The sequence below is a fragment of the Pseudomonas sp. TE3899 genome, assembly GCF_056279105.1.
In genome coordinates this window covers 6,312,012-6,336,353 of record NZ_JBWBQR010000001.1, presented here as the reverse complement: position 1 = coordinate 6,336,353, position 24,342 = coordinate 6,312,012, and the positions used below count along the sequence as shown (strand labels likewise).

26 protein-coding genes are annotated in these 24,342 nt (G+C 59.4%); 4 read left to right on the top strand and 22 right to left on the bottom strand.

Annotated elements, in window-relative coordinates; translation table 11 throughout:
- The first annotated feature begins 3 nt into the window (after positions 1–3).
- A complete protein-coding gene (locus tag ACZ89E_RS28895) occupies positions 4–825 on the top strand; it encodes a peptidoglycan DD-metalloendopeptidase family protein (RefSeq protein ID WP_476256866.1) in 822 nt (273 codons plus the stop codon).
- 58 nt (positions 826–883) lie between these two features.
- On the opposite strand, the gene ACZ89E_RS28890 is transcribed toward ACZ89E_RS28895, so the two are convergent.
- On the bottom strand, positions 884–1,105 hold the full coding sequence (locus ACZ89E_RS28890; protein ID WP_476256865.1) for a hypothetical protein: 222 nt from the start codon (positions 1,103–1,105) through the stop codon (positions 884–886).
- Positions 1,106–1,271: 166 nt separating this feature from the next.
- Here ACZ89E_RS28890 and leuA point away from each other — a divergent pair, with 166 nt between their 5' ends.
- Positions 1,272–2,954, top strand: a complete 1,683-nt coding sequence (leuA, locus tag ACZ89E_RS28885; protein WP_149658069.1) for a 2-isopropylmalate synthase — start codon at positions 1,272–1,274, stop codon at positions 2,952–2,954.
- A gap of 194 nt (positions 2,955–3,148) precedes the next feature.
- Here leuA and ACZ89E_RS28880 read toward each other — a convergent pair whose 3' ends face one another.
- Positions 3,149–3,940 (bottom strand): amidohydrolase, encoded by a 792-nt coding sequence (locus tag ACZ89E_RS28880; protein ID WP_476256864.1) that lies wholly within the window; start codon positions 3,938–3,940, stop codon positions 3,149–3,151.
- Positions 3,928–5,076, bottom strand: coding sequence for a pyridoxal phosphate-dependent aminotransferase (locus ACZ89E_RS28875; protein WP_149658071.1), 1,149 nt, complete (start codon positions 5,074–5,076; stop codon positions 3,928–3,930). Before ACZ89E_RS28875 ends, ACZ89E_RS28880 begins: the two co-directional genes overlap by 13 nt.
- A 175-nt stretch (positions 5,077–5,251) precedes the next feature.
- Here ACZ89E_RS28875 and ACZ89E_RS28870 point away from each other — a divergent pair.
- A protein-coding gene (locus ACZ89E_RS28870) for an IS3 family transposase (RefSeq protein WP_476255158.1) occupies positions 5,252–6,477 on the top strand; the annotation gives its coding sequence in 2 pieces (ribosomal slippage) (positions 5,252–5,603 and positions 5,603–6,477; 1,227 coding nt in all).
- A gap of 59 nt (positions 6,478–6,536) precedes the next feature.
- Here the strand turns inward: ACZ89E_RS28870 and der are convergent.
- The 19 genes from der to trmJ form a co-directional block, all read right to left on the bottom strand.
- Entirely contained in the window at positions 6,537–8,006 is a 1,470-nt protein-coding gene (gene der, locus ACZ89E_RS28865; RefSeq protein ID WP_008147761.1) for a ribosome biogenesis GTPase Der, read from the bottom strand.
- 140 nt (positions 8,007–8,146) lie between these two features.
- Positions 8,147–9,298 carry an outer membrane protein assembly factor BamB gene (gene bamB, locus ACZ89E_RS28860; protein WP_149658073.1) on the bottom strand — a complete coding sequence of 384 codons (1,152 nt, stop codon included), beginning with the start codon at positions 9,296–9,298 and terminating at the stop codon, positions 8,147–8,149.
- A complete protein-coding gene (locus tag ACZ89E_RS28855; protein WP_149658074.1) occupies positions 9,291–9,932 on the bottom strand; it encodes a tetratricopeptide repeat protein in 642 nt (213 codons plus the stop codon). The genes bamB and ACZ89E_RS28855 overlap by 8 nt, the downstream gene beginning before the upstream one ends.
- Positions 9,933–9,972: 40 nt before the next feature.
- Positions 9,973–11,262 (bottom strand): histidine--tRNA ligase, encoded by a 1,290-nt coding sequence (gene hisS, locus ACZ89E_RS28850; RefSeq protein ID WP_123410235.1) that lies wholly within the window; start codon positions 11,260–11,262, stop codon positions 9,973–9,975.
- Between the two features lie 23 nt (positions 11,263–11,285).
- Positions 11,286–12,395 (bottom strand): flavodoxin-dependent (E)-4-hydroxy-3-methylbut-2-enyl-diphosphate synthase, encoded by a 1,110-nt coding sequence (gene ispG, locus ACZ89E_RS28845; RefSeq protein WP_133840204.1) that lies wholly within the window; start codon positions 12,393–12,395, stop codon positions 11,286–11,288.
- Between the two features lie 3 nt (positions 12,396–12,398).
- Complete coding sequence (locus ACZ89E_RS28840) at positions 12,399–13,430, bottom strand: RodZ domain-containing protein (protein WP_476256863.1); 1,032 nt, start codon at positions 13,428–13,430, stop codon at positions 12,399–12,401.
- On the bottom strand, positions 13,430–14,188 hold the full coding sequence (gene pilW, locus ACZ89E_RS28835; protein ID WP_149658076.1) for a type IV pilus biogenesis/stability protein PilW: 759 nt from the start codon (positions 14,186–14,188) through the stop codon (positions 13,430–13,432). The genes ACZ89E_RS28840 and pilW overlap by 1 nt, the downstream gene beginning before the upstream one ends.
- Positions 14,189–14,200: 12 nt before the next feature.
- A complete protein-coding gene (gene rlmN, locus ACZ89E_RS28830; protein ID WP_149658077.1) occupies positions 14,201–15,349 on the bottom strand; it encodes a dual-specificity RNA methyltransferase RlmN in 1,149 nt (382 codons plus the stop codon).
- Positions 15,350–15,377: 28 nt separating this feature from the next.
- Entirely contained in the window at positions 15,378–15,803 is a 426-nt protein-coding gene (gene ndk, locus ACZ89E_RS28825; RefSeq protein ID WP_042560926.1) for a nucleoside-diphosphate kinase, read from the bottom strand.
- A gap of 88 nt (positions 15,804–15,891) precedes the next feature.
- Entirely contained in the window at positions 15,892–16,092 is a 201-nt protein-coding gene (iscX, locus tag ACZ89E_RS28820) for a Fe-S cluster assembly protein IscX (RefSeq protein WP_149658078.1), read from the bottom strand.
- Positions 16,093–16,106: 14 nt separating this feature from the next.
- Entirely contained in the window at positions 16,107–16,448 is a 342-nt protein-coding gene (fdx, locus tag ACZ89E_RS28815; protein WP_149658079.1) for an ISC system 2Fe-2S type ferredoxin, read from the bottom strand.
- 3 nt (positions 16,449–16,451) lie between these two features.
- A complete protein-coding gene (gene hscA, locus ACZ89E_RS28810; protein WP_476256862.1) occupies positions 16,452–18,314 on the bottom strand; it encodes a Fe-S protein assembly chaperone HscA in 1,863 nt (620 codons plus the stop codon).
- Between the two features lie 51 nt (positions 18,315–18,365).
- Complete coding sequence (gene hscB, locus ACZ89E_RS28805; protein ID WP_123410227.1) at positions 18,366–18,887, bottom strand: co-chaperone HscB; 522 nt, start codon at positions 18,885–18,887, stop codon at positions 18,366–18,368.
- A gap of 8 nt (positions 18,888–18,895) precedes the next feature.
- Positions 18,896–19,219, bottom strand: a complete 324-nt coding sequence (iscA, locus tag ACZ89E_RS28800) for an iron-sulfur cluster assembly protein IscA (RefSeq protein WP_054045385.1) — start codon at positions 19,217–19,219, stop codon at positions 18,896–18,898.
- A 34-nt stretch (positions 19,220–19,253) separates the two neighbouring features.
- Positions 19,254–19,640 carry a Fe-S cluster assembly scaffold IscU gene (iscU, locus tag ACZ89E_RS28795; RefSeq protein WP_003443374.1) on the bottom strand — a complete coding sequence of 129 codons (387 nt, stop codon included), beginning with the start codon at positions 19,638–19,640 and terminating at the stop codon, positions 19,254–19,256.
- An 83-nt stretch (positions 19,641–19,723) separates the two neighbouring features.
- Positions 19,724–20,938, bottom strand: a complete 1,215-nt coding sequence (locus tag ACZ89E_RS28790) for an IscS subfamily cysteine desulfurase (protein ID WP_123410226.1) — start codon at positions 20,936–20,938, stop codon at positions 19,724–19,726.
- Between the two features lie 50 nt (positions 20,939–20,988).
- Positions 20,989–21,480 (bottom strand): Fe-S cluster assembly transcriptional regulator IscR, encoded by a 492-nt coding sequence (gene iscR / locus ACZ89E_RS28785; RefSeq protein ID WP_121734138.1) that lies wholly within the window; start codon positions 21,478–21,480, stop codon positions 20,989–20,991.
- A 230-nt stretch (positions 21,481–21,710) separates the two neighbouring features.
- Positions 21,711–22,487 (bottom strand): serine O-acetyltransferase, encoded by a 777-nt coding sequence (cysE, locus tag ACZ89E_RS28780; RefSeq protein WP_149658082.1) that lies wholly within the window; start codon positions 22,485–22,487, stop codon positions 21,711–21,713.
- 2 nt (positions 22,488–22,489) lie between these two features.
- Positions 22,490–23,260 (bottom strand): tRNA (cytosine(32)/uridine(32)-2'-O)-methyltransferase TrmJ, encoded by a 771-nt coding sequence (trmJ, locus tag ACZ89E_RS28775; protein WP_054613614.1) that lies wholly within the window; start codon positions 23,258–23,260, stop codon positions 22,490–22,492.
- A 145-nt stretch (positions 23,261–23,405) separates the two neighbouring features.
- On the opposite strand from trmJ, the gene suhB reads away from it, so the two are divergent.
- Positions 23,406–24,224: a type III secretion system regulator SuhB gene (gene suhB, locus ACZ89E_RS28770; protein ID WP_092278434.1), complete on the top strand. Its 819-nt coding sequence runs from the start codon at positions 23,406–23,408 to the stop codon at positions 24,222–24,224.
- The last annotated feature ends 118 nt before the right edge of the window (positions 24,225–24,342 follow it).

Here is a 24,342-nt window from a genome sequence, read left to right as displayed (position 1 = left end):
TCCATGCCCCGTTTCCTGGCTCCATTGTTGTTGCTGTGCTTGACCTTCAACGCCCACGCCGACAGCTACATCACCCGCCTGCTGAACAAACCGGTGCCGGGGGGCGTGGCGGTCGTGGACTTGGGCGCTGCCGCCCAGGCGCCGAAAGCCACGTATCAGGGCAAACCGGTGCTGGTGGTCAAGGAACAAAGCAACTGGCTGGCCATCGTCGGTGTGCCGCTGACCGTCAAACCGGGCAACCAGCAAGTGAGCAGCGGCGGCCGTAACTTGAGCTTCACCGTCGGCAACAAAAAGTACCCGGAACAGCGCATCACGCTGAAGAACACCCAGCAGGTCAACCCGAACCCGGAGAACCTCAAGCGCATCGAAGGCGAACTGGCCGAGCAGATCCAGGCCTATCGCAGTTTCAGCCCCGTCACCCCGAGCAACCTGTTGCTGGACAAACCGGTCAACGGGCCGCTGTCGAGCAAGTTCGGTGTGCGTCGGTTCTTTAATGGTGAAGAGCGCAACCCTCATGCGGGCCTGGACTTCGCAGTGCCGGCGGGCACACCGATCAAGACCCCGGCGGCGGGCAAGGTGATTTTGATTGGTAACTACTTCTTCAATGGCAACACGGTGTTTGTCGACCATGGCCAGGGCTTTATCAGCATGTTCTGCCACATGTCGAAGATTGATGTGAAGGTTGGCCAGCAATTGGCGCGGGGCGGTGTGGTGGGCAAGGTCGGTTCGACGGGTCGGGCGACCGGGCCGCATATGCACTGGAACGTCAGCCTGAATGATGCGCGGGTGGACCCGGCGATTTTTATTGGGGCGTTTCAGCCTTAAAAAGTCGTTGGGGCTGCCGGCCTCTTCGCGGGCAAGCCTCGCTCCTACAGGACGACGATCACCGCAAACCTGTAGGAGCGAGGCTTGCCCGCGAAGGCGGAATCCCGGGCAACACATCACCAACCTTCAATTGCGCATCCCACAAGCCCCGCGCAAACATCAAAACAATCACTCCACATCCCAGCAATAAAATCTCGCCAATCTCGCCTTTTCGAGTATTCCTCTCAATTTTTTTCGACTGCTTGCCAACCTCAACCCCGGCGGTTAGGGTTGAAGGCATGAAAACCTCTCACACCCTCATTCAGCTTCGCCAGCACCGCAGCCTGTGCCTCGTCAGTGCACGACTGCCAGGCTGAATCGCGGTGCCTCGCCTTACACGTTTTCCCAAACACTTTTGATCCACCGGCAGGCCGCCTTTTTTCGGCCCACACAATAAGGATTTCCCGATGAGCATGCTCAAAGACCCGTCTTCGAAATACCGCGCGTTCCCGACCATCGACATTCCGGACCGCACCTGGCCGTCGAAGACCATCACCGCCGCGCCGATCTGGTGCAGCTCGGACCTTCGCGACGGCAACCAGTCGCTGATCGAGCCAATGGACGCGGCGAAGAAGCTGCGTTTCTGGAAAACCCTGGTGCAGGTCGGCGTGAAAGAAATCGAAGCCTCGTTCCCGGCGGCTTCGCAAACCGACTTCGACTTCGTGCGCACCCTGATCGAAGACGGCCACATCCCGGACGACACCACCATTCAGGTGCTGACCCAGGGCCGTGAAGACTTGATCGAGCGCACTTTCGAATCCCTGCGCGGGGCGAAAAAAGCTATCGTTCACCTGTACAACGCGACCTCCCCTTCCTTCCGCCGCATTGTCTTCAACCAGGACAAGGACGGGATCAAGGCCATCGCCGTGAACGCTGCCAAGCTGTTCGTCAAATACGCCGCCCAGCAGCCGGACACCGAGTGGACCTTCGAATACTCGCCGGAAACCTTCAGCGCCACCGAACTCGAGTTCGCCAAGGAAGTGTGCGACGCGGTGATCGAAGTCTGGAACCCGACGCCTGAGCACAAGGTGATCCTCAACCTGCCGGCCACCGTCGAATGCGCGACCCCGAACATCTACGCCGACCAGATCGAATGGTTCGGCCGTCACATCAACCGTCGTGACAGCGTGATCATCAGCCTGCACACCCACAACGACCGTGGCACCGGCGTGGCCGCCACCGAGTTGGGCCTGATGGCCGGCGCCGACCGTGTCGAAGGCTGCCTGTTCGGTAACGGCGAGCGCACCGGTAACGTCGATCTGGTGACCGTGGCACTGAACCTCTACACCCAGGGCATCCACCCTGAGCTGGACTTCTCCGACATCGATGGCGTGCGCAAAGTCGTCGAAGAGTGCAACCAGATCCAGGTGCACCCACGTCATCCGTACGTCGGCGACCTGGTGCACACCGCGTTCTCCGGCTCGCACCAGGACGCGATCCGCAAGGGCTTCGCCCAGCAGCAACCGGACACCCTGTGGGAAGTGCCGTACTTGCCGATCGACCCGGCCGACATCGGCCGCAGCTACGAGGCGGTGATTCGCGTCAACAGCCAGTCGGGCAAGGGCGGTATCGCTTACCTGCTGGAACAGGAATACGGCATCAGCTTGCCGCGTCGCATGCAGATCGAGTTCAGCCAGGTCGTACAGCGTGAAACCGATCGCCTCGGCCTGGAAATGACTGCCCAGCAAATCCACGCGCTGCTGCACAGCGAATACTTGCAGGCCAACACCCCGTACGCGCTGGTCAGCCATCGCTTGCAGGAAGAAAACGGCAACAGCTCGGTGGAAGTGGAAGTCTCGGGCAAGGGCCAGGGCGAAACCAACCTGCACTGGCGCGGCAAGGGCAACGGCGCCCTGGAAGCGTTGGTGGCCGGTCTGCCGATCCCGGTGGAAATCATGGACTACAACGAACACGCCATTGGCGCGGGCACCAACGCCAAGGCAGCCGCTTATATCGAACTGCGGGTTGAAGGCCAGCGTGCGGTGCACGGCGTAGGGATTGATGAAAACATCACCACGGCGAGCTTCAAGGCGCTGTTCAGCGCGCTGAACCGCTCGTTGAGCCAGCCGCAAGCGAAAGAAGCGGCGTAAGCGTTCGCTGCAATGCAAAAGGCCCCAAGGTGCGAACCTTGGGGCCTTTTTGTTGATCGTTCCTACGCTGATCGCTCCCACGCTCCGCGTGGGAATGCCTCAAGGGACGCTCCGCGTTCCAGCTCCCGAATGGGACGCGGAGCGTCCCGGGATGCATTCCCACGCAGAGCGTGGGAACGATCGGTTACGATCGGTTAGGTGAACTCGAACGTGTCGGCATCCAGATTCGCCGGAAACCGCGTGCGGTAAACCGCCAGTTCTGCCGCATCCAGTACCACCTGAAACACCCCATCAGCCTCCCCGGCACTGAGCAAGGTTTCACCCTGGAAATCCAGCACCTGACTATCACCGGTATACGCAAAGCCCTTGCCGTCGGTGCCAATCCGGTTCACAGCCGCGACATAGCACAGGTTCTCGATGGCTCGGGCCGGCAGTAAGCGGTTCCAATGCTGACGTCGCGCACCCGGCCAATTGGCGGTGTACAGCAGCAGGTCGGTGTCCTGGGCATCACGGCTCCAGACCGGGAAGCGCAGGTCGTAGCAAATCAGCGGCCGAATCCGCCAGCCCTTGAGCTCGAACTGCACCTGGCGCTCGCCGGGGGTGTAGTGGTTGTGCTCGCCGGCCATGCGGAACAGGTGACGCTTGTCGTAATGCGACACCTCGCCGTCCGGCCGCGCCCAGAGCAGGCGATTGCGATGACTGCCATCAGCGGCCTGGACGATGACGCTGCCGGTAATTACCGCCTCAAGCTTCGCAGCCTGAACCCGCAGCCATTTACTGGTCGGACCGTTTTCCGCCTCGGCGAGGGTCTCGGACTGCATGGAAAAGCCAGTGGTGAACATCTCCGGCAGGATAATCAGGTCCGCGCCGCGGGCCTGTTCCAGCAATTGCTCGAAATGCTCCAGGTTGGCCTGGCGGTCGTGCCAGGCCAGGGTGGTCTGGATCAGCGCGATGTTCAGGTTGGGCAGTGCACTCAGATCACGCATAGTTTTGCCGCTGCTTCACGCAGGGTCTCCTCGCGTTTGGCGAAGCACAGGCGCACCAGGCGCTGGCCTTCGGGTGGGTTCTGGTAGAACACCGAGATCGGGATGCTCGCCACGCCGTGTTCGCGGGTCATCCACAGCGCCATCTCGACGTCGTTAAGGTCCGGGCGGATCTGCGAATAATCGACCAATTGGAAATAGGTGCCGGTGACACGGGTCAAGCTAAAGCGCGACGGCGCCAGCAGATCGCAGAACAGGTCGCGCTTGGCCTGGTAGAAACCAGGCAGTTCTTCGACGTGTTCCGGATGCTCAGCCATGAAGTCGGCCAAGGCAAATTGCAGCGGGGTCACGCCGCAGAAGCTCACGTATTGGTGCACCTTGCGCAGTTCCGCCGTGAGGGCTGGCGGTGCGACCACGTAGCCGGTTTTCCAGCCTGTGACGTGGTAAGTCTTGCCGAAGGAACTGACCACGAAGGCGCGTTGATACAGCTCCTCGTGATTCAGAACGCTAACGTGAGGTACGCCGTCGAACACCAGGTGCTCATAGACTTCGTCACTGACGAGGTAGATGTCGCGATCACGAATCAAATCCGCCAACTGATCCAGCTCGGCGCGGCTGATCAGCGCACCGCTCGGGTTGTGCGGCGAATTGATCACGATCATCCGCGTACGCGGCGTTATCGCCTCAGCGAGCTTCTGGAAGTCGATGGCGAAATCATCCAGCCCGAGCTGCACGTGCACGCAGCGGCCTCCGGCCAGCTGCACCGAGGGCTCGTAGCTGTCGTAGCACGGGTCGAAGACGATCACTTCGTCGCCGCTGTGGATAACCGCCTGAATCGCACAGAAGATCGCCTGGGTGGCGCCGGGGGTGACCGTCACTTCATGATCGGCATCCACGCTGACGCCGTAGCTGCGCGCGATCTTCGCTGAAATCTGCTGGCGCAACGCCGGCAGGCCGGTCATCGGCGAATATTGGTTGTGGCCCTGGGCAATATGCCGACCCACCGCATCGCACAACGCCTGGGGCGCATCAAAATCGGGAAAACCCTGGGACAGGTTGATCGCCCCGGTTTGCGCCGCGAGCTGAGACATCTGAGTGAAGATAGTGATGCCGACATTCGGCAGCTTACTGGTGATCATCGGTAGGCCCCTGCAGGTGAGCTGCAAGTTTCAAGCGACAAGCTGCAAGTGGTCAAGCAGCAAACCATCAGACACAAAAAAGGGTCCCCGGACAGGACCCTTTCTGGCTTTTTCTTAAAGCTTGTTCCGTCCTGAATAAGGTTTACACCTTCTGACTTCTCATCAGGAAGGTGCAATGGATACGGGCATAAAACGCAGTCAACGCGATTACACGCTGACTTTTAAATTGTCGGTTGTCGATCAGGTCGAAAAAGGCGAGTTGAGTTATAAAGAGGCTCAACGGCGCTACGGGATTCAGGGTCGGTCGACGGTGTTGGTCTGGCTACGCAAGCATGGTCGACAGGACTGGAGCCAAGGCGCTTCCATTCGCTCCCAGAGGGTCCGACCGATGGACGAGCCTACTTTGCCATTAACTCCCGAGCAGAGAATTAAGGAGCTTGAGGAGCAGTTGGCGCTGGCGAATCAGAAAGCCAAATTCTTTGAAGACGTGGTCGATGTCCTGAAGAACGACTACGGCGTATCCGTTGTAAAAAAGCGGCCCGGCAAGTCGTTGCGCAAACCCAAACCCTGAGTGTCAGCAGGGCTTGCCAGTTTATGGGGATCAGTCGCCAAGCCTTTTACAAACGCGAACGGGTCTATCGAGCTCGGCTCGAGCAGGATCAGAAACTCATGCAGTTTGTGCAGGAGATCCGCGTACGCCAACCCTGCTTAGGCACACGCAAACTGCACTCATTGATGCATGAAAAGCGTGATAAGCCAGAGCTGCACGTTGGCCGGGATCGTTTGTTTGAGGTTTTACGCGAACATCGGCAGTTGGTTCGCAGGAAACGGGCCTACCACAAGACGACCGACAGCCATCATCACTTTCACTGCCATCCCAATCTACTGAAGCCTGGCCCGCAGCAAGTCGCCGCATCCGGTCCGGAACAGGTCTGGGTGGCGGATATTACTTACCTCTCCACCCAACGCGATGATCCGGTCTACCTAAGCCTGGTGACGGATGATTTCTCGAGAAAAATTGTCGGTTATCACGTGCACGGCAGCCTGCATGCCGACTCGGTAGCCCAGGCCTTGCGCATGGCGCTGAAGACGCGTCGAACACGGCAGAAACTGGTCCATCACTCGGATCGAGGTGTGCAGTATTGCTCAGGGCTTTACCAAAAGATCCATGCCAAACACGGCATTACATGCTCGATGACCGATGGTTACGATTGCTATCAAAACGCCAAGGCAGAGCGGGTTAACGGCATCTTGAAAACCGAACTCTTGCTCCACCGTCCGAAAGACTTGGCACAAGCGGAGCAGATGGTGCGGGAGGCAATACTGATCTACAACCAGGAACGCCCACACCTGTCCTTGAAATACAAAACGCCCGATGCGGTGCATCGGGCGTTAGGGTGAAATAGGTGTAAACCTATTTCAGGACTAGACAGCTTGCAGCTTAAAGCTTGACGCTGCTCCTATCTCTTATCGCGGCGCTTCTTATCGGCTTTCTTGTGGTGCGACATCATGCGGCGCTTCTTGTTGACCTGACGGTCGGTGAGCGAGGTCTTGTTGCCTTCGTACGGGTTCTCGCCGCCCTTGAACTCGATGCGGATCGGCGTACCGACCAGCTTCAAGACACGACGGTAAGTGTTTTCCAGATAACGCACGTAAGACTTCGGCACCTTCTCGATCTGGTTACCGTGAATCACGATGATCGGCGGGTTCGCGCCACCCAAGTGGGCATAACGCAGCTTGATCCGGCGGTTGTTGACCATCGGCGGCGCGTGCTCACCGACTGCATCTTCCAGAATCGTGGTCAGGCGGTTGGTTGGCCAGCGGGTAACCGCAGACTTGAACGAGTTCTGTACGGAGGCGTAGAGGTTGCCCACGCCCGTGCCGTGCAGGGCCGAGATGAAGTGGATGTCGGCGTAGTCAACGAAGAACAGACGACGTTGCAGCTCGACTTTCACGAAATCGCGCTCGCTCGGCGTCATGCCGTCCCACTTGTTGATCGCGATGACCAGCGCACGACCCGACTCAATGGCAAAGCCCAGCAGGTTGAGGTCGTGGTCAACCACACCTTCGCGGGCGTCCATCACAAAGATCACCACGTTGGCGTCTTTGATCGCCTGCAGGGTCTTGACCACGGAGAATTTTTCGACTTCTTCGTGGATCTTGCCGCGCTTGCGCACACCGGCGGTGTCGATCAGCGTGTACTTCTCGTCGTTACGCTCGAACGGGATGTAAATGCTGTCGCGGGTAGTGCCGGGCTCGTCATACACGATGACCCGGTCTTCACCGAGCATACGGTTGACCAGGGTCGACTTGCCGACGTTCGGGCGGCCGATGATGGCGATCTTGATCCCGTCTTTTTCGCTTGGGCCAGGAATGCGCTTGGCTTCCTCGCCTTCGGCAACGATCTCTTCCTCGCCTTCTTCCAGCTCGTCATCGTCTTTCGGGAAGTCGCTGAGGGCGATTTCCAGCATCTGGGTGATGCCACGACCGTGGGCGCCGGCGATCGGAATCGCGTGGCCCATGCCCAACGGGGCGAACTCGGCGCGGGCCATTTCCGGGTCGATGTTGTCGACCTTGTTGGCAACCACGTAGGAACGCTTGTTACGTTTGCGCAAATGCTCGGCGATCATCTGGTCGGCGGCGGTGAAACCGGCCTTGGCATCTACCAGGAACAGAACGACATCCGCTTCTTCAATGGCCAGCAGCGACTGCTCGGCCATTTTTTCGTCCATACCGTGCTCGTCACCGGAGATACCGCCGGTGTCGACCAGAATGTAGGAACGCCCTTGCCACTTGGCCTCACCGTATTGGCGATCACGGGTCAGACCGGACAAGTCGCCGACGATGGCGTCGCGAGTCCTGGTCAGGCGGTTGAACAAGGTGGACTTGCCGACGTTCGGTCGGCCCACCAGGGCGATTACGGGAACCATGCGGCTCTCCACTTCGTTAATTCAGAAAATACAAAAGCCGCTGCGAGGCAGCGGCTGGTGCTCGGGGCAGCGCTTGAAGGCGCCGCAAGCCTTGCAGAACAAGGCCGCCTGGGGGTTAAACCCCAAGCATAGTCAAATCTTTACTTAATGGTCAGGGCTTCCAGTTTGCCACTGTTGCCATACACATAAATCGTGTCACCCACCACCAGCGGACGGGCGCGCAGGCCGTCGCTGTCGATGCGCTCGCGGCCGACGAAACGACCGTCCACCTGGCTCAGCAGGTGCAGGTAGCCTTCCATGTCGCCGACTGCAACGTAGCTGGAGAACACTTCCGGAGCCGACAGTTGACGGCGAGCCAGCGAATCGTTGCTCCACAAGGCTGTGGTGGAACGTTCGTCGACGCCTTCAACGGTGCCCGAGGACAGGCTCACGTAGACGCTGCCAAAACCCTGGGCGACACCGGCATAGCTGGAAGCATCACGCTGCCAGAGCTGACGACCGCTTTGCAGGTCCAGTGCCGCAACGCGACCCTGGTAGCTGGCGACGTACAGGGTTTCGCCGGACAGCAGCAGACCGCCGTCGATATCGACCACGCGCTCCAGTTCCGAACGACCCTGTGGAATCGCAACCCGTTGTTCCCACACCGGCACGCCGTTGGAAATATCGAGAGCAACCACTTTACCGGTCGACAGGCCAGCCACCGCGAGGCGGTTGGTGACCACTGGCGCACTGGTGCCGCGCAGGGTCAGGACCGCTGGCGTGCTGTCATACAACCAGCGCTGGGTGCCGGTCGCCGCATCCAGGCCGATCAGACGATCGTCCTGGGTCTGAACCACTACAACGTCGCCGTTGTTGGCTGGCGGCGCGAGGACTTCGCTGGTCACGCGAGCGCGCCATTTCTCTTCGCCGTTGGTCGCGTCCAGGGCAACGATTTCACCCTTGAGCGTACCGATCGTGAGCAGACCGTAACCCACGCCAACGGCGCCGGAAACAGGCAGGTCGAGATCTTTCTTCCATTTGACGTCGCCATTGCTGCGATCCATCGCCACGACTTCACCCGTGACGTCGGCGGCATAGATGGTATCGCCTTCGATGGCCGGCACCAGCATGTTGTAGGTTTCGCCCTGACCGTCACCGATCGAACGACTCCACTGCTTGTGCAGAACCACTTCTTCTTTGAAGTCGGTCAACTCGGCCGGCGGCAATTCTTTTTTGCTGTTGCTGCTGCAACCCGCGGCCAGAACGGCCAGAGCCAGCAATGCTGCATGTTTCCAACGGATCACGTCACGCATCCCCTTTGGCCAGGTCGTCCAGCTTGATTTGGAGGCCGCCGACTGCCGCTTCATCGGACAGTGCTGCCTTGGCTTTTTGATACGCCGTGTTCGCTTCGTCGGTACGACCCAACTGCACCAGCAGGTCGCCCTTGAGTTCTTCGCGAGTGGCCAGGAACGACTTGTCGGCATCGCCTTCAAGCAGTTTCAGAGCGTCTTCGACCTTGTTCTGTGCGGCCAGAACCTGGGCCAGACGCTGACGGGCGATTTCGCCCAGCGCCGGGTTGGCCGGTTTGTCGGTGATGGCTTTCAGCTCGGTGGCCGCATCGTCCAGCTTGCCGCTGTCGACCGCGACTTTCGCCACGAACAGGCTGCCGTATTGCGCGTAGGCCGAACCGCCGAACTCACTGTTGAGCTTGCCGGCCAGGTCCGCAACGCGGGCTGCGTCAGGCTTGCCGTCAGGCGTCAGCGTGGTTTCCAGCAGTTGCTGATAGAGAATCGAGGCGCCTTGCGACTGATTGCTCTGATACTTGTGAAAAGCCTGCCAGCCGAACACGATGACCAGCGCCAACAGGCCGCCAGTGACCAGGGGCTTGCCGTTACGTGTCCACCAGTCTTTCAAATCCGCCAGTTGTTCGTCTTCGGTACTCGACACCCCAATACTCCTTAATCGCTAAATCGGCTGTTTGACAGCTTCAACCCTGCACGACGCAGGTGGCCAGGTGTGCAGCGAGCGCATCCCAGGCAATGCTTTGTTGTTCGCCCTGGCCACGCAGGGGTTTGAAACCTACCACTTGCTGGGCCATCTCGTCGTCACCGAGGATCAGCGCATACAACGCACCGCTCTTGTCGGCTTTCTTGAACTGACTTTTGAAACTGCCGGCACCGGCATTGACTTGCAGGCGCAGGTTGGGCAATTGGTCACGCACACGTTCGCTCAAGGCCAGCCCGGCCAGCTCGGCGGCTTCACCGAAGGCGCAGAGGTAGACGTCGACCTGACGGGAGATCTCTTGCGGGATCTGTTCCAGGGTTTCCAGCAGCAGCACCAGGCGCTCGATCCCCATGGCGAAACCAACGCCCGGGGTCGGCTTGCCGCCCATCTGCTCCACCAGACCGTCGTAACGACCACCGGCACACACGGTGCCCTGGGCGCCCAACTTGTCGGTGACCCATTCGAAAACGGTCTTGCTGTAGTAATCCAGCCCGCGAACCAGCTTCGGGTTGATCACATAAGGAATGCCGGCCGCATCGAGGCGCGCCTTGAGGCCCTCGAAGTGCACGCGGGATTCGTCATCGAGGTAGTCGGCCATTTTCGGCGCGTCGACCAGGACCGCTTGTGTGTCGGCGTTCTTGGTGTCCAGGACCCGCAACGGGTTGGTCTTCAGACGACGCTGGCTGTCTTCATCGAGCTTGTCCAGGCGCGCCGACAGGAACTCGACCAGGGCTTCACGATAACGACCACGGGACTCAGCGGTGCCCAGGCTGTTGAGCTCGAGCTTGACCGCATCACGGATGCCCAGCTCGCCCCACAGGCGCCAGGTCAGGATGATCAGCTCGGCGTCGATGTCCGGACCGTCGAGGTTGAACACTTCGACACCGATCTGGTGGAACTGGCGATAACGACCTTTCTGCGGACGTTCGTGACGGAACATCGGGCCGATGTACCAGAGTTTCTGCACCTGGCCGCCGCCGGTGATGCCGTGCTCGAGCACCGCACGCACGCAGGCCGCCGTGCCTTCAGGGCGCAGGGTCAGGGAATCGCCGTTGCGGTCTTCGAAGGTGTACATCTCTTTTTCGACGATGTCGGTCACTTCACCGATGGAGCGCTTGAACAGCTCGGTGAACTCGACGATCGGCATGCGGATCTGCTTATAACCGTAGTTATCCAGCAAACGCGAGACGGTGCCCTCGAAATGACGCCACAGGGGCGTCTGCTCGGGCAGGATGTCGTTCATGCCACGTATGGCTTGCAGAGACTTGCTCACAAAAAATCCTTAAATTCGTTTGATCAGCCGCGGGCGATTACAGCCGCGTCGGCTTCGACCTTTTCGGCCGCTTTCTGGCGGATCAAGCGTTCAAGCTCATCCACCAGATTGTCATTCGTCAGTTTCTGCGCCGGCTTGCCGTCGATGTAAATCAGGTTGGGCGTGCCGCCGGTCAAGCCGATATGGGCTTCCTTGGCTTCGCCCGGCCCGTTGACCACGCAACCGATGACCGCGACATCCAGCGGCACCAGCAAATCTTCGAGGCGCCCTTCCAGCTCGTTCATGGTCTTGACCACATCGAAGTTCTGCCGCGAGCAGCTCGGGCAGGCGATGAAGTTGATGCCACGGGAACGCAGGTGCAGGGATTTGAGAATGTCGTAGCCGACTTTCACTTCCTCGACCGGGTCAGCCGCCAACGAGATGCGAATAGTATCGCCAATCCCTTCGGCGAGCAGCATACCGAGGCCCACGGCGGATTTCACCGTGCCTGAACGCAAACCACCGGCTTCGGTGATGCCCAGGTGCAGCGGCTGGACGATTTCCTTGGCCAGCAAGCGGTAGGCGGCGACGGCCATGAACACGTCGGATGCCTTCACACTGACCTTGAAGTCCTTGAAATTCAGGCGTTCCAGGTGTTCGACGTGACGCAGGGCCGATTCGACCAGCGCGGCCGGGGTCGGCTCGCCGTATTTCTTTTGCAGGTCTTTTTCCAGGGAACCGGCGTTCACGCCGATGCGGATCGGGATCCCGCGGTCACGGGCGGCATCGACCACTGCACGCACGCGGTCTTCACGACCGATGTTGCCCGGGTTGATGCGCAGGCAGTCAACGCCCAGTTCGGCGACGCGCAAGGCGATCTTGTAGTCGAAGTGGATGTCGGCAACCAGCGGCACCTTGACCAGTTGCTTGATCTTGCCGAACGCCTCGGCGGCGTCCATATCCGGCACGGAAATGCGCACGATATCGACGCCCGCGGCTTCCAGGCGATTGATCTGGGCCACGGTGGCGGCCACGTCATTGGTGTCGCTGTTGGTCATGCTCTGCACAGCGATGGGCGCATCGCCGCCAACAGGCACGTTACCGACCCAGATCTTGCGGGATTCGCGACGTTTGATTGGAGATTCGCCGTGCATGACTTATTGACCCAACTTCAGGCGAGCAGTCTCGCCACTGGTGAACGGAGCGACATCAATCACCTGGCCGTTGTAGCTGACCTGCGCGCCATGGGCAAAGCCCAGGCGCACGGCAAACGGCGGCTTGCCACTGACAGAAACGTTTTCGCCTTTGCGCTTGAGACCGCTCAACAGCACTTTGCCGGAGCCATCGGTCACTTGCGTCCAGCAATCAGCGGTGAACAGCAGCTGAACCTGGCCTTGACCGGCGACTGGCGCGGCGGCGGCAGTCGCGGCGGGAGCAACGGCAGCAGGTGCAACCGGCGCAGCGACGGTCGGTGCCGGAGCGGCTGGCGCTGGAGCAACGGGCGCAGCGACTACCGGGGCGGCGTTGTGAACCGGTGCCGCAGGGGTTGCAGCCGGGGCTACAGGCGCTGGAGCAGGCGCTGCGGCTTCAGCTTCGGCCGGTGCTTCAGTCGATGTCTCGGACTGTGGCAATGCAAGCGTGGTTCCAGCTTCAGTCTGACCTTCCGCGACAGCCTGGTCTTCCGGCTCGTCCAGCGGATGGATCTGGGTGGTGCCGTCGGCGCCTTCGACTTCTACGTGTTCCGGAGCCAGGGTCGCCAGGTCCTTGGTGCGCAAGGACGTTTGATCCTGCCACCAGACAAAACCGCCACCAATCACCGCGATCAGCAACAACAGGCTGACAATGCGCAAAATCGTGTGGGAAACCCGAACCGGCTCTTCGATACGACCCAGGCTGTGGACGTTGCTGCCCTGGGAGTCGGTGCCGGTGGATTGGTCGAACTGCTGGACCAGAACGGTCTGGTCCATGCCGAGCAGTTTGGCGTACGCGCGAATGTAACCACGGGCAAAGGTATGCCCCGGCAGCTTGTCGAAAGCGCCGGCTTCCAGATTCCCCAGGGAATTGACGGTGAGGTTGAGCTTGAGGGCCACTTCGGCCAGCGACCAGCCATTGCTTTCGCGGGCCTGGCGCAATGTCTCACCGGGGTTAACGCGATTCGCTGCTACAACTTCGGGATGCGCCGCTTTCATCATTGCTCCGACAGGTATTGCTGATATTCCGGCGTACCGGGATAGAGTCGTTTTAATTGCAGGCCAAAACTGGCGGCCTTGTCGCGATCTTCAAACACTTTTGCCAGCCGAACGCCGAGCAATAGACTACGTGCATTTTGTTCGGTGAGCAGGCTAAAACGGTCGTAATAGTCACGCGCGGGCACATAATGCCTGTCTTCGTAAGACAACTCAGCCATTTCCAGCAATGCGCGTGGTTGTTGGCGGTTCAAACGCAGGGCTTTTTCCAGTTGCTGCTGGGCCAGGTCACGCTGGCCAAGCTTCGAAGCGGTCATGCCAAGATTTTCGAACACCCGCGAACGCTCAGGATACAGGGTATCGGCGGCGGCCTGCTCAAAGCGCTCGTAGGCTTCCTTGTAACGTTTCTCTTCGTACAGAAAACTGCCGTAGTTGTTCAGGATGCGAGCATCGCCAGGACGGGAGGACAGCGCCTTGCGAAAATGCTGGTCGGCCAGCTCCGGTTCCATCTCGGCCTGGAACACCAGGCCCAACGCCGCGTTGGCGTCAGGGTCGGAATCGTCCAGGTCCAGGGCCTTTTTCAACGGCACCTTGGCCCGCTCGGTCATCCCTTGCTGCAAGTACCCCAGCCCCAGTTGCACGTAGGCGACACGCGCTTCATCGCGGCCCTTGCTGGTCTTCATCGGATTGAAATCGCCCGACAGGACACAACCAGCACAGAGGCTGGCCAACAGCACAAGCAGCGCAAAGCGCAGGGACATAGAGATCCTCTCTTAGTTGTTGTTCGCTGCGTTTTGCGCCATATCGTTTTCGGCGCTCAATTCACGCACCGCGATATAACGCTCGCTGCGACGGGTGCGATCCAGCACCTGTCCTACCAATTGGCCACACGCGGCATCGATGTCTTCGCCGCGCGTGGTGCGCACGGTGACGTTGTAGCCGGCATGGTGAAGCTGATCCTGGAAACGGCGGATGGCGTTATTGCTCGGACGCTCATAGCCGGAATGCGGGAACGGGTTGAACGGAATCAGGTTGATCTTGCACGGTACATTCTTGAGCAACTCGATCATCTCGACCGCGTGCTCAACTTTGTCGTTGATGTCCTTGAGCATGGTGTACTCAATGGTCAGCACGCGTTTTTCGCCCAGGGTCGCCATGTAGCGCTGGCACGACTCGAGCAGCATCTTAAGCGGATACTTTTTGTTGATCGGCACCAATTGGTTACGCAATGCGTCATTCGGTGCGTGCAGCGACAACGCCAGGGACACGTCGATGTGCTTGGCCAGCTCATCGATCATCGGCACCACGCCCGAAGTGGACAGGGTTACGCGGCGCTTGGAGATCCCGTAGCCCAGGTCATCCATCATCAGATGCATGGCGGCCACGACGTTGTCGAAGTTCAGCAGCGGCTCGCCCATGCCCATCATCACCACGTTGGTGATGGCACGGTCGGCGGTCGCCGGGATGCTGCCGAACGATTTATTGGCAATCCACACCTGGCCGATGACTTCGGCGGCGGTGAGGTTGCTGTTGAAACCTTGCTTGCCGGTGGAGCAGAAACTGCAATCCAGGGCACAGCCTGCCTGGGACGAAACGCACAGAGTGCCGCGTTTGCCCTGGGGAATGTACACGGTCTCGACGCAGCTGCCGGACGCCACACGCACCACCCACTTACGGGTGCCGTCGGTGGAAATGTCCTCGCTGACGACTTCAGGACCGCGAACCTCAGCAATCACCTTGAGCTTGTCGCGCAAGGCTTTGCTGACGTTCGTCATGGCGTCGAAATCATCAACGCCAAGGTGGTGAATCCATTTCATTACCTGACCGGCACGGAAACGCTTCTCCCCGATTGAGTCGAAGAATTTTTCCATTTCCAGCTGAGTCAGACCCAGCAGGTTAGTTTTTACAGTCGATGTAGTCATGGATTCACCTTCACTCATAAGCCAATGCTTAGCGAGTGGTTACTTCAGTAGCTGCGAAGAAGTACGAGATTTCGCGAGCAGCAGCGGCTTCGGAGTCCGAACCGTGTACAGCGTTGGCGTCGATCGAATCAGCGAAGTCAGCGCGGATGGTGCCGGCAGCAGCTTCTTTAGGGTTGGTAGCGCCCATCAGCTCACGGTTCAGAGCGATAGCGTTTTCGCCTTCCAGAACCTGAACGACAACCGGACCGGAGATCATGAAGGAAACCAGATCGCCGAAGAAACCACGAGCGCTGTGCTCAGCGTAGAAGCCTTCAGCTTCGGCTTTGGACAGTTGCTTCAGTTTCGAAGCTACAACGCGCAGGCCAGCTTTTTCAAAACGAGTGGTGATCTCGCCGATAACGTTTTTTGCAACAGCGTCAGGCTTGATGATGGAGAAAGTACGTTGAACAGCCATGGTGTAACTCCAGAAACGGTAATTTGTGAAAAATTAAACCCGCGAATTATACGCGGGTTCTTGGGTATTGCCTAACCTGCAGCGTGGCTCAGTCGCGTTCTTCGATCCAGTTGGCCTGAATGGCCTCCAGGATCTTTTCGCCACAATGCTCAGGCTTGTCGTCGAACTCGGGCAATTCCATCACCCATTTGCGCAGATCGACGAAGTTGACCGACATAGGGTCAACGTCGGGCTTGCTTTCAGCCAGCTGGATTGAGATCTCCAGCACATCAGTCCACTTCAGACTCATGACAATTCCTTGAATCAGTGCGGCGCTTCGGCTGCGTGGTTGAGCGAGTATTTCGGAATTTCGACGGTAAGGTCTTCAGTCCCGACAATCGCCTGACAGCCTAGACGAGATTGCGGCTCCAGCCCCCAGGCGCGATCAAGAAAGTCTTCTTCCAGCTCATCAGCTTCTTCGAGCGAGTTGAAACCTTCACGAATGATGCAGTGACAGGTGGTGCAGGCACAAACGCCGCCACAGGCACTTTCCATCTCGATATGGTTGTCATGGGCCACTTCGAGAATGGACTTACCGGTTTCAGCCTCGACAACCATTCCGTCCGGGCAATGCTCGGAGTGAGGCAGAAAAATGATCTGCGGCATCAGTTATTCCTCGATTTCATTCAGGTTGCGCCCCGCCAGCGCGGCTTTCACCGTCGAGTCCAGGCGGCGGGCAGCAAAGGCGTCGGTCACTTGCGACAGACGCTTGGTCTGCTGCTCGATGGCAAAACCATCGGTGCCTTTCATCAATTCGGTCAGTTCCTGCATCTGCAACTCGATGACCATGCGCTCTTCGGCGTCGAGCAGGCGCTCGCCGTCAACATCGAGGGCGCCCTGCACCGCTTCGATCAGGCGCTGGGCATCGACTTGTTGCTCACGCAGTACACGAGCGACTTTGTCGTCGTTGGCGTATTCGAACGAGTCCTTGAGCATCTTGGTGATTTCACCGTCGGTCAGGCCGTAGGACGGCTTGACCTGGATGCTGGCTTCAACGCCCGAACCCAGTTCGCGGGCCGCAACGCTGAGCAAGCCATCGGCATCGACCTGGAAGGTCACGCGAATCTTCGCCGCACCGGCCACCATCGCCGGAATGCCGCGCAATTCGAAGCGGGCCAGGGAGCGGCAGTCGCTGATCAGCTCGCGCTCACCCTGCAGGACGTGAATCGCCATGGCCGACTGGCCATCTTTATAGGTGGTGAAGTCCTGGGCGCGAGCGACGGGGATGGTGGTGTTGCGTGGGATCACCTTCTCCATCAGGCCGCCCATGGTTTCCAGCCCCAGGGACAACGGAATCACATCGAGCAGCAGCAGTTCGCCGCCATCGCGCTTGTTGCCCGCCAGGGTATCGGCCTGGATCGCGGCACCGATGGCCACCACTTGATCCGGATCGATTTCAGTCAGCGGCTGGCGACCGAAGGCTTCGGCAACAGCGTCGCGAACGCGAGGGACGCGGGTCGAACCGCCGACCATGACCACGGCGTGCACGTCATCCAGCTCGATGCCGGAATCACGCACGGCGCGACGGCAAGCTTTCAGGCTGCGGGCAACCATCGGTTCGATCAGCGCATCGAAGGCTTCGCGGGTCAGCTGCGCTTTCCAGTCGCCGTAAGCCACTTCAACGCTGGCGACGGTGGTCAGGGCTTCTTTGGCCGCACAAGCGGCTTGCAGCAGATGACGCTGTGCGCCCGGATCGAGGTCGGCGGACAAACCGGCGCTCTCAATGATCCAGCCAGCAATGGCATGGTCGAAGTCATCGCCGCCCAGGGCGCTATCGCCGCCGGTGGCCAGCACTTCGAACACACCACCGGTCAGGCGCAGAATCGAAATATCGAAGGTACCGCCGCCCAGGTCATAAATGGCGACCAGGCCTTCGGCGTGTTGATCCAGCCCGTAAGCCACAGCAGCAGCGGTCGGCTCATTGAGCAAACGCAGCACGTTCAGGCCGGCCAGTTTGGCCGCATCCTTGGTGGCTTGGCGCTGGGCATCGTCGAAATAGGCCGGAACGGTGATCACCGCACCGACCAATTCGCCACCCAACGTCGCCTCGGCGCGCTGACGCAGCACCTTGAGGATTTCGGCGGAGACTTCGACCGGGCTTTTCGGGCCTTGCACAGTGTCGATGAACGGCATGTGCGACTCGCCGCCGACAAAGCGGTACGGCAGTTGGTCGCCCAATTGCTTGACGTCGGACAGACCACGACCCATCAAGCGCTTGACCGACAGCACGGTGTTCAAGGGATCGGTAGCGGCGGACAGTTTGGCGGATTCGCCCACTTCGACGCGGTCGGCGTGGTAGCGCACGGCGGACGGCAGGATGACCTGCCCGTCAGTGTCGGCCAGAGGTTCGGAAAGACCACTGCGCAACGCAGCGACCAGCGAATTGGTAGTGCCCAAGTCGATCCCCACGGCCAGACGACGCTGGTGTGGTTGAGGACTTTGGCCGGGTTCGGCGATCTGCAGTAGGGCCATCGTAATCAGGACTTATCTGTATATCAGGCGTGCGACCGGAGCGGCACTGGGTTAATCGTCGAGGCGCTCTTCTAACTGGCGCACTTCGTAGGTGAGCTTGTCGAGGAACTGCATGCGCCGCATCAGGCGTTCGGCCTGTTCACGTTGCGCTGCATCATCCCAACAGGCTGCGAAGCTTTCGTTCAGTTCATCCTGCGCCACCTTCAAGCGACGCTTGAACACGGCAATGCCGGCCAGGTCGGCGCTGTCTTGCAGGTCTTCGAGTTCTTCGCGCCATTGCATCTGCTGCAGAAGAAACTCCGGATCATGCACCGTGACCTCCAGCGGCAACTCGCGACCACCCATGGCGAGCAAGTAACGCGCGCGTTTCGGGGGGTTCTTGAGCGTCTGGTAGGCCTCGTTGAGGTTCGCGGATTGCTCGAGCGCCAGGCGCTGCTCGCGCTCGGAAGCGTCGGCAAAGCGGTCCGGATGAACACCGCGCGCCAACTCACGATAGCGCGTGGCCAACTGCTCGAGATCCAGACGGAAGCTCGGCTGCAGTTCAAATAAAGCGAAATGACAAGGAGTACCCACGCGCAGCCTCAGATGTTGAAGCTTTCGCCGCAGCCACATTCACCGCGTACGTTGGGATTGTTGAACTTGAAGCCTTCGTTCAACCCTTCCTTGACGAAATCGAGCTCGGTGCCGTCCAGGTATGAGAGGCTTTTCGGGTCGATGATCACTTTCTCGCCGTGACTTTCGAACACCTGGTCCTCTGCAACCACCTCGTCGACGAACTCCAGCACGTAGGCAAGGCCGGAACAGCCTGTGGTGCGAACACCCAGACGAATCCCTTCACCTTTGCCGCGCCCGTTGAGGGAGCGTCGCACGTGTTGAGCTGCCGCTTCTGTCATGCTGATAGCCATCGGTGACTCCTTACTCGTCGCCAAATCTTGAAAGTCAGATCAAGCCTTTCTTCTGCTTGTAGTCGCGAACGGCCGCTTTGATAGCGTCTTCAGCAAGTACGGAGCAGTGAATTTTCACTGGCGGCAAGGCCAGTTCTTCGGCCAGCTGAGTGTTCTTGATGGTCTCTGCTTCATCCAGAGTCTTGCCTTTCATCCACTCGGTCGCCAGGGAGCTGGAGGCGATAGCCGAACCGCAACCGTAGGTCTTGAACTTGGCGTCTTCGATGATGCCTTGCTCGTTAACCTTGATCTGCAGACGCATCACGTCGCCGCACGCCGGAGCGCCGACCATGCCAGTGCCGACATCCGGGTCTTCCGCGTCCATCTTGCCGACGTTGCGCGGGTTTTCGTAGTGGTCGATGACCTTTTCGCTGTAAGCCATGATTCTTAATCCTCACTCATCAGAGAGTCGCTCTTGAGCCCCATAAACCTGGGTTCACAGGGCCGGTTTGCGGCGACTTGAAATCAGTGTGCCGCCCACTCGATTTTCGAAATGTCGACACCGTCTTTGTACATATCCCACAGCGGCGACAAGGTGCGCAGCTTGGTAACGGCCTCGCAGACTTTCTGCGCGGCGTAGTCGATTTCTTCTTCGGTGGTGAAACGGCCGAAGGTGAAGCGAATCGAGCTGTGTGCCAGTTCGTCGTTGCGGCCCAGGGCGCGCAGTACGTACGAAGGCTCAAGGGAAGCCGAGGTGCAGGCCGAACCGGACGAAACCGCCAGGTCCTTGAGGGCCATGATCAGCGACTCGCCTTCAACGTAGTTGAAGCTCAGGTTCAGGTTGTGCGGTACGCGGGCGGTCATGCTGCCGTTGATGTACAGCTCTTCCAGGCCTTCGACCTGTTTGAAGAAGCGGTCGCTCAGGGCTTTGATGCGCACGTTCTCGGCAGCCATGTCTTCCTTGGCTACACGGAAAGCTTCACCCATGCCGACGATCTGGTGGGTCGCCAGGGTGCCGGAGCGCATGCCACGTTCGTGACCGCCGCCGTGCATGGTCGCTTCGATGCGAACACGCGGCTTGCGGCTAACGTACAGCGCGCCGATGCCTTTAGGGCCGTAGGTTTTGTGGGCAGAGAACGACATCATGTCGACTTTCAGCTTCGACAGGTCGATTTCGACCTTGCCGGTGGACTGAGCCGCGTCAACGTGGAACAGAATGCCCTTGGAGCGGGTCAGTTCGCCGATGGCTTCGATGTCATTGATGGTGCCGATTTCGTTGTTCACGTGCATGACCGAAACCAGGATGGTGTCGTCACGCAGTGCAGCTTCGATCATGGCTGGCGTTACCAGGCCATCGGTCTGAGGCTCGAGGTAGGTCACTTCGAAACCTTCACGCTCCAGTTGGCGCATGGTGTCGAGGACAGCCTTGTGCTCAATCTTGGTGGTGATCAGGTGTTTGCCCTTGGTCGCATAGAAATGCGCCGCACCCTTGATTGCCAGGTTGTCGGACTCGGTGGCACCGGAGGTCCATACGATTTCACGCGGGTCGGCGTTGACCAGGTCGGCGACCTGACGACGGGCGTTTTCGACGGATTCTTCAGCTTTCCAGCCGAACACGTGGGAACGGGACGCCGGGTTACCGAAGTTTCCGTCGACCAGCAGGCATTCACTCATCTTTTGCGCGACACGCGGATCAACCGGGGTGGTCGCAGAGTAATCAAGGTAAATCGGCAATTTCATGGACTATCTCCTAAATCAGGCTGGCTGGCGTGCCGCTAGCTCTTTGGCTGTCATTCGACGGCGGACGCTTCAATCTTGTCCAGGCGTGGCGCCTTGCCATTGCAACGGCGCTGGTCCTGACGCTGGGCTACTTCTTGCACCTCACGGCGAGTCACAAGGTCAGCCAAGCTGATACCGCTCAGAAATTCGTGAATCTGCAGGCTCAGATCGCACCACAAGTGGTGGGTCAGACAGGTGTCGCCTTGATGGCAATCGCCCTGGCCCTGGCATTTGGTTGCATCGACCGATTCGTTTACCGCATCGATCACCTGGGCGACCTGGATGCCCTGCATCTCGCGGGACAACTGGTAGCCACCGCCCGGCCCACGAACGCTGGAAACCAGATTGCTGCGGCGCAATTTGGCGAAAAGCTGTTCGAGGTAGGACAGGGAGATGCCTTGGCGCTCGGAGATATCGGCCAGGGACACCGGCCCGTGCTGCGCGTGCAACGCCAGGTCAAGCATGGCGGTCACGGCGTATCGGCCTTTTGTAGTCAGTCGCATGGACAATTACCACGGAGTTCGGAATGGGGGCGAGTATGCTATTCCCGAGTATTTAAGTCAACTATAAGACCTAGTGCTTTAGTCAGGTTTACCCGCAAAAGAGCGCGCGCATCATAGCAAAGGCTGGCGGCGTATCACCAGCAAATGCGCGTTATCGTTGTTCCCGGGCGAGCCTCGCTCGTACACCTTCCTGTAGGAGCAAGGCTTGCCCGCGAAGAATCCAACTCGGTCTAGCCGGCCTTGGTTTCATCCTTGCCTTTGACGCAGGCGAAGTCTTCTTCGCGCAGCTCAGGCAAATCCTTGGCGCAGTAATTACTACCCAGATCCTTCAGCGCGCCGCACATGCCTTCCAGCCGACCATCAACCGCTTGCAGATGATCGAGCAGTTGACCAATGGCTCGCGCCACCGGGTCCGGCATGTCTTCACCGACACCGTAGGCATCAAAACCGATCTTCTCGGCCATGGCCTTGCGCTTGGCGTCTTGCTCCTCGTCAGACTTGACGATGATCCGCCCCGGAATCCCGACCACCGTCGCACCCGGCGGCACAGCCTTGGTCACTACCGCATTGGAACCGACCTTGGCCCCGGCGCCGACCGTGAACGGCCCAAGCACCTTGGCGCCCGCCCCCACCACAACCCCGTCTTCAAGGGTCGGGTGACGCTTGCCTTTATTCCAACTTGTGCCGCCCAGGGTCACACCTTGGTAAAGGGTGACGTCATTACCGATTTCAGCAGTTTCACCGATGACGATGCCCATGCCATGGTCAATAAAGAAGCGACGCCCCACCTTGGCCCCCGGATGGATCTCGATCCCGGTCAACCAGCGACCAAAGTTCGACACCAGCCGCGCCAGCCACTTCCAGCCCATGCCCCACAGGGCCGAGGACAGGCGATGGATCCAGATGGCATGCATGCCCGGATAGCAAGTCAGGACTTCAAAAGCGTTACGCGCAGCCGGATCACGGTGGAAAACACTCTGGATATCTTCACGCAAACGCTCGAACATTTTTAATCCTTCCGCTTAAGAAGCTCGCCACGGGCCGCTTTCTGGGTTTCCGTGAGGATGCCACGCAATATATTCATTTCCGCCCGGCTGACCGAGCTTCGTCCGTACAACCGACGCAGGCGCGCCATCAAGTGCCGCGGCTTTTCCGGGTCGAGGAATTCGATGGCCACCAGGGTTTGCTCCAGGTGTTCATAGAATCGCTCCAGCTCATCCATGGTCGCCAGTTCGCCACTTTTGGTGGACGCCACTTCATCCTTCTCGACCTTGCTCGGCTGGCCTTGGGCCGCGAGCCAGGACATGCGCACTTCATAACTCAACACCTGCACCGCGGCCCCAAGGTTCAGCGAGCTGAACTCAGGGTCTGATGGGATGTGCACGTGATAATGACATCGTTGCAGCTCTTCATTGGTCAGGCCGGAATCCTCACGACCGAAGACCAAAGCGATCTCTGCACCTTGCGCGGCTTCCTCAACCACTTTCGTACCGCATTCGCGGGGATCGAGCAGCGGCCAGGGAATGCGCCGGTCGCGGGCGCTGGTGCCGAGCACCAGATTGCAGCCGACCAAGGCATCTTCCAAGGTGGCGACGACTTGCGCGTTTTCAAGGATGTCGCCGGCACCGGAGGCGCGGGCATCGGCCTCGTGGTGCGGGAACAACCGCGGTTCGACCAGCACCAGCCGCGACAGGCCCATGTTCTTCATGGCACGCGCAGCCCCGCCGATGTTGCCGGGATGGCTGGTATTAACCAGGACGACACGAATGTTATGCAGCACGGGAGGCGTTCTCGAACACAAAATGGGGAGCAGAATCTTACAGTTCATCCTACCGTTAAGCTATGAAAGCGAACACCGACCTTCACCTGTAGAAAAGTTCTGATAGAATGCCCGGCTTTCTTTAACAACCTTAGGTGACACATCCATGCAGCCCATGCTGAATATCGCGCTGCGCGCCGCCCGCAGCGCCAGTGAATTGATCTTCCGCTCCATCGAGCGCCTGGATACCATCAAGGTCGACGAAAAAGACGCCAAGGATTACGTATCCGAGGTGGATCGCGCCGCTGAGCAGAAAATCATCGACGCGCTGCGCAAGGCTTACCCAAACCACTCGATCCTCGGTGAAGAAACCGGCATGCACGCGGGCAACGGCATCGAAGGTGAAGAGTACCTGTGGATCATCGATCCGCTGGACGGCACCACCAACTTCCTGCGCGGCATTCCTCACTTCGCCGTGAGCATCGCCTGCAAATACCGCGGTCGCCTGGAACACGCTGTTGTTCTGGACCCGGTTCGCCAGGAAGAATTCACCGCCAGCCGTGGTCGCGGCGCTCAACTGAACGGTCGTCGCCTGCGCGTCAGCGGTCGCACCAGCCTCGACGGCGCCCTGCTGGGTACCGGCTTCCCGTTCCGTGATGACCAGATGGACAACCTCGACAACTACCTGGGCATGTTCCGCGCCCTGGTTGGCCAGACCGCCGGTATCCGCCGCGCCGGTTCGGCGAGCCTGGACCTGGCCTATGTGGCTGCCGGTCGTTTCGACGCGTTCTGGGAGTCGGGTCTGTCCGAGTGGGACATGGCTGCAGGCGCCCTGCTGATCCAGGAAGCCGGCGGTTTGGTGAGCGACTTCACCGGCGGTCACGACTTCCTTGAAAAAGGTCACGTTGTTGCTGGTAACACCAAGTGCTTCAAAGCAGTTCTGACGGCGATCCAGCCGCACCTGCCGGCTTCGCTGAAACGCTAAGCGAACGCCCACAAAAAAAGCACCCTTCGGGGTGCTTTTTTATGCCTGGAATTTAGCCGAGGCTGCTGTAAGAGCAAAGCTTGCTCGCGATGGCGTCGCACCTGCCTACATTTTTGGT

What these genes read in the sequence shown, in the direction of transcription:
- ACZ89E_RS28895 (WP_476256866.1), top strand. Translation starts at nt 4, where the DNA reads ATGCCCCGTTTCCTGGCTCCATTGTTGTTGCTGTGCTTGACCTTCAAC.
- ACZ89E_RS28875 (WP_149658071.1), bottom strand. Translation starts at nt 5,076, where the DNA reads ATGATCACCAGTAAGCTGCCGAATGTCGGCATCACTATCTTCACTCAG.
- iscU (WP_003443374.1), bottom strand. Translation starts at nt 19,640, where the DNA reads ATGGCTTACAGCGAAAAGGTCATCGACCACTACGAAAACCCGCGCAAC.
- fdx (WP_149658079.1), bottom strand. Translation starts at nt 16,448, where the DNA reads ATGCCGCAGATCATTTTTCTGCCTCACTCCGAGCATTGCCCGGACGGA.
- iscR (WP_121734138.1), bottom strand. Translation starts at nt 21,480, where the DNA reads ATGCGACTGACTACAAAAGGCCGATACGCCGTGACCGCCATGCTTGAC.
- iscA (WP_054045385.1), bottom strand. Translation starts at nt 19,219, where the DNA reads ATGGCTATCAGCATGACAGAAGCGGCAGCTCAACACGTGCGACGCTCC.
- ACZ89E_RS28840 (WP_476256863.1), bottom strand. Translation starts at nt 13,430, where the DNA reads ATGAAAGCGGCGCATCCCGAAGTTGTAGCAGCGAATCGCGTTAACCCC.
- bamB (WP_149658073.1), bottom strand. Translation starts at nt 9,298, where the DNA reads ATGCGTGACGTGATCCGTTGGAAACATGCAGCATTGCTGGCTCTGGCC.
- ACZ89E_RS28890 (WP_476256865.1), bottom strand. Translation starts at nt 1,105, where the DNA reads ATGCCTTCAACCCTAACCGCCGGGGTTGAGGTTGGCAAGCAGTCGAAA.
- cysE (WP_149658082.1), bottom strand. Translation starts at nt 22,487, where the DNA reads ATGTTCGAGCGTTTGCGTGAAGATATCCAGAGTGTTTTCCACCGTGAT.
- rlmN (WP_149658077.1), bottom strand. Translation starts at nt 15,349, where the DNA reads ATGACTACATCGACTGTAAAAACTAACCTGCTGGGTCTGACTCAGCTG.
- suhB (WP_092278434.1), top strand. Translation starts at nt 23,406, where the DNA reads ATGCAGCCCATGCTGAATATCGCGCTGCGCGCCGCCCGCAGCGCCAGT.
- ACZ89E_RS28790 (WP_123410226.1), bottom strand. Translation starts at nt 20,938, where the DNA reads ATGAAATTGCCGATTTACCTTGATTACTCTGCGACCACCCCGGTTGAT.
- leuA (WP_149658069.1), top strand. Translation starts at nt 1,272, where the DNA reads ATGAGCATGCTCAAAGACCCGTCTTCGAAATACCGCGCGTTCCCGACC.
- hscA (WP_476256862.1), bottom strand. Translation starts at nt 18,314, where the DNA reads ATGGCCCTACTGCAGATCGCCGAACCCGGCCAAAGTCCTCAACCACAC.
- pilW (WP_149658076.1), bottom strand. Translation starts at nt 14,188, where the DNA reads ATGTCCCTGCGCTTTGCGCTGCTTGTGCTGTTGGCCAGCCTCTGTGCT.
- iscX (WP_149658078.1), bottom strand. Translation starts at nt 16,092, where the DNA reads ATGAGTCTGAAGTGGACTGATGTGCTGGAGATCTCAATCCAGCTGGCT.
- der (WP_008147761.1), bottom strand. Translation starts at nt 8,006, where the DNA reads ATGGTTCCCGTAATCGCCCTGGTGGGCCGACCGAACGTCGGCAAGTCC.
- ACZ89E_RS28880 (WP_476256864.1), bottom strand. Translation starts at nt 3,940, where the DNA reads ATGCGTGATCTGAGTGCACTGCCCAACCTGAACATCGCGCTGATCCAG.
- ispG (WP_133840204.1), bottom strand. Translation starts at nt 12,395, where the DNA reads ATGCACGGCGAATCTCCAATCAAACGTCGCGAATCCCGCAAGATCTGG.
- ndk (WP_042560926.1), bottom strand. Translation starts at nt 15,803, where the DNA reads ATGGCTGTTCAACGTACTTTCTCCATCATCAAGCCTGACGCTGTTGCA.